Annotated in this window: 1 protein-coding gene; it reads right to left on the bottom strand. The window is 65.4% G+C overall.

Features of this window, described 5'->3' with window-relative positions; translation table 11 throughout:
* Positions 1 to 291 (bottom strand): tyrosine-type recombinase/integrase (locus QWI17_RS00530; protein WP_302720544.1); only part of this gene is annotated, 291 nt, incomplete at its 3' end.
* Positions 292 to 306: the final 15 nt, after the last annotated feature.

Raw genomic sequence — 306 nt, 5'->3', positions numbered from 1 at the left:
GCGGATCGGCTGATCGCCGGCCCAGCGCTCAAGCGTGCGCGGGTTCTGGAATACCTCTGCATCAGCCAGGAACGTGTGGGCCTTCTGCGCCGTCAGCGCTTCGAGAGCAGGGCGCAGCAACTTCACTGACCGCCGGCCGGCAGCCGTCTTGGTCACCTCGGCCTCTCCACCTGCAGCCTGGGTCATTGCCCGGCTGATCATAACTTCCCCCCGCACCCAGTCCACATCACCCCAATCCAACGCGACGAGTTCGCTCGTCCGGAGACCTGTCCACAGCGCAAACTGCACCATGTTCCTGGCCTGCCC

The sequence above is a fragment of the Gilvimarinus gilvus genome (assembly GCF_030518155.1).
GTDB lineage: Bacteria > Pseudomonadota > Gammaproteobacteria > Pseudomonadales > Cellvibrionaceae > Gilvimarinus > Gilvimarinus gilvus.
This window is presented reverse-complemented; position numbering and strand designations above follow the sequence as displayed.